Below are 2,275 nucleotides of genomic sequence, written 5' to 3'. Positions count from 1 at the left end.
GCCGCGGGTTCAGGGATCAAGAAGCGTGGAAGTCGCGCCACTAAGTGGGGAACGAGACAGCAGGCTGGGTCCGTTGATTCAATGACGAAAAATTGCATTCAAGTATCGAATACATTCCGTCCAGAAAATTTGGAAAGCAGCACCAACAATCGTGTATTCTGGAACCCCAGAATCGTTAAAACGAGTTTCCATAAGTTTCAGTGCGGTTCNGTAGAGTTTGGGCTACCTTCATCGGGCATTATTCCGGGCCGGGTATACGCGAATCTATGCACTGTGGAAGATAAACGTATTTGACTGTCAGTTTCTTGATGCTTAGGTGTTGCGTTGAGGGATCGGCTAAAAAGACCGTGCAAGTGGGAAGCCACCATGGCGCGCGAAGCGGGGCGAATAAAACTTCCAATGCCCAAGCTAAACATCGGGATCGGACTATCCCATACCGATTGATGTCTACTTGCGTTGACGATATTTCACTTAAGCACCTGTGCCACCGGCATTGGTCGGTGGCACAGGTGCTTCATGTTTCATTCGGCTGGTTATTCGCCTGTCACAGGCGGGCCGTCCATTTTTGGATACCGGCCAGCTTGTACGAACCGTTGGAAACCTTGGTGGTCACCGTGACAGCACCCGTGTATTTGTGGGTTCCGGTCTTCTTGAGCACATTGTTGACGTAGTAGGTAACCCCGGTCTTGGCTGGGATCTTTACGGTATTGGCCGAGGCGCTGAACACCGGCTTCGTGGGTGTGACGGCGTTGCGGTTGTCGAACTTCCACGACGTGGTACCAGTCAGCTTGTACGAGCCGCTCGAAGCCTTGGTCGTGATGGTTCCCGAGCCGGTGTATTTGTGGGTTCCGGCCTTCTTTAGCACATTGTTGACGTAGTAGGTAACCCCGGTCTTGGCTGGGATCTTTACGGTGTTGGCCGAGGCGCTGAACACCGGCTTCGTGGGTGTGACGGCGGTTCGAAGGTCGTACTTCCACGTCTTCGCTGCGACCGTGTAGTTCGGTGCGGACGCCTTGGCCGTGACCGTCGCATAAGTTGTGACCTTATGCGTTCCAGCCGCCTTCAGGACGCCGTCAATGGAGTAGTCGACCCCGGTGGTGCGAGGGAGAGTGATGCTCTTATCTGTGTAGTTGATTGACGGCGCGGTTGCCGCCACGGGTTTCTTCGAAAGGTCCAGCACCCAGGACGTAGTCCCGGACAGCGTATAGCCGGGCTTCGTCAGCGCGATGATATTCATCTTCGTGTAACCGGAGGCATAAGTGCCGGCCGCCTTCGAGATCCCGTTGACCTGATAAAAGACACCCTCACTGGACGGGACGGTGTAACGGCCAGTCGCGGCGACCGAGGTCGGTGCCGCGGGCGTCACACGTTTTATGGTTGACCCAACCTTTGCCGTATCAGCCGACGTCATCGGGTAGTGGTCGTACCCTGCCTTGGATCCTTCGACCAGGACGCTGATTCTCTTTCCAAGGTCGGCAGCTGTGAGCTGATAAGTGGGGTCGGTGGCCGACGGAAGGTAGGTGCCGTCGCGATACCACTGGTACTGGAATAGGACATCGACCGGGCCCCAGTTGCCGGGGATCGCGGTCAGTGTGGATCCGACTGTGACTGTTCCGGAAATCGTCGGTACAGGTGGGGTAGTGAATTGACGCAGAGCAACTTGAGCGGTTGCCTTCGAGGCCTTGGTCGCGGTGGTGTACCCGGCCTTGGTGCCGGTCACAGCCACGGTGATGGCCTTGCCCGCAAGGTTGGGGTCCAGGTCGAAGGTGCTCCTGGTGGCGTCCTTGATCGCAGTGCCGTCGGCCGACCACTGGTAAGCCAGTGCTACACCAATCGGTCCCCACGTTCCGGGGGCCGCGGTCAGCGTGGAACCCACGGTCGGGGTGCCGGTGATGGTGGGAATCGATGAATTTACAGAGGACCCGAAACTATGCGACCAGTTATGTACTGAATTCGATGGGAACGAGAATCCTCGACTTGGAGCTGCTGAAACTGTCACTGTTCCTGAGCCATTATGAAGTCCAGCCGACAGCTTATTGCCACCTGAACTGTACGTCACCCCAGCTACCTCTGGGACGAGAAACGTATCATTCGTATAGCCTTCAAAGTCACTGAATTCTACCGGTTTTGGAGTGGCGAGAGTTTTCTCTTTCACCGTGAATTTGAGTTTGCTGAGGTCAGGTCCTGCACTTACGTATCTGGTGTCTGTGGCGTTCCCTATGGAATCTGAGTACGCAACAAATTGGATTTCCCAGCTCCCGGCGGGCCACTGGTC

General features: G+C 55.8%; 1 protein-coding gene. It reads right to left on the bottom strand.

Annotation, left to right across the window (positions count from 1 at the left end; translation table 11 throughout):
- Positions 1–544 precede the first annotated feature (544 nt).
- Positions 545–1,876 carry a hypothetical protein gene (locus tag ABEA12_RS04650; RefSeq protein WP_345466654.1) on the bottom strand — a complete coding sequence of 444 codons (1,332 nt, stop codon included), beginning with the start codon at positions 1,874–1,876 and terminating at the stop codon, positions 545–547.
- Between the last annotated feature and the right edge of the window lie 399 nt (positions 1,877–2,275).

Source organism: Paeniglutamicibacter antarcticus, from assembly GCF_039544305.1.
Taxonomy (GTDB): Bacteria; Actinomycetota; Actinomycetes; order Actinomycetales; family Micrococcaceae; genus Paeniglutamicibacter; species Paeniglutamicibacter antarcticus_C.
This window is presented reverse-complemented; position numbering and strand designations above follow the sequence as displayed.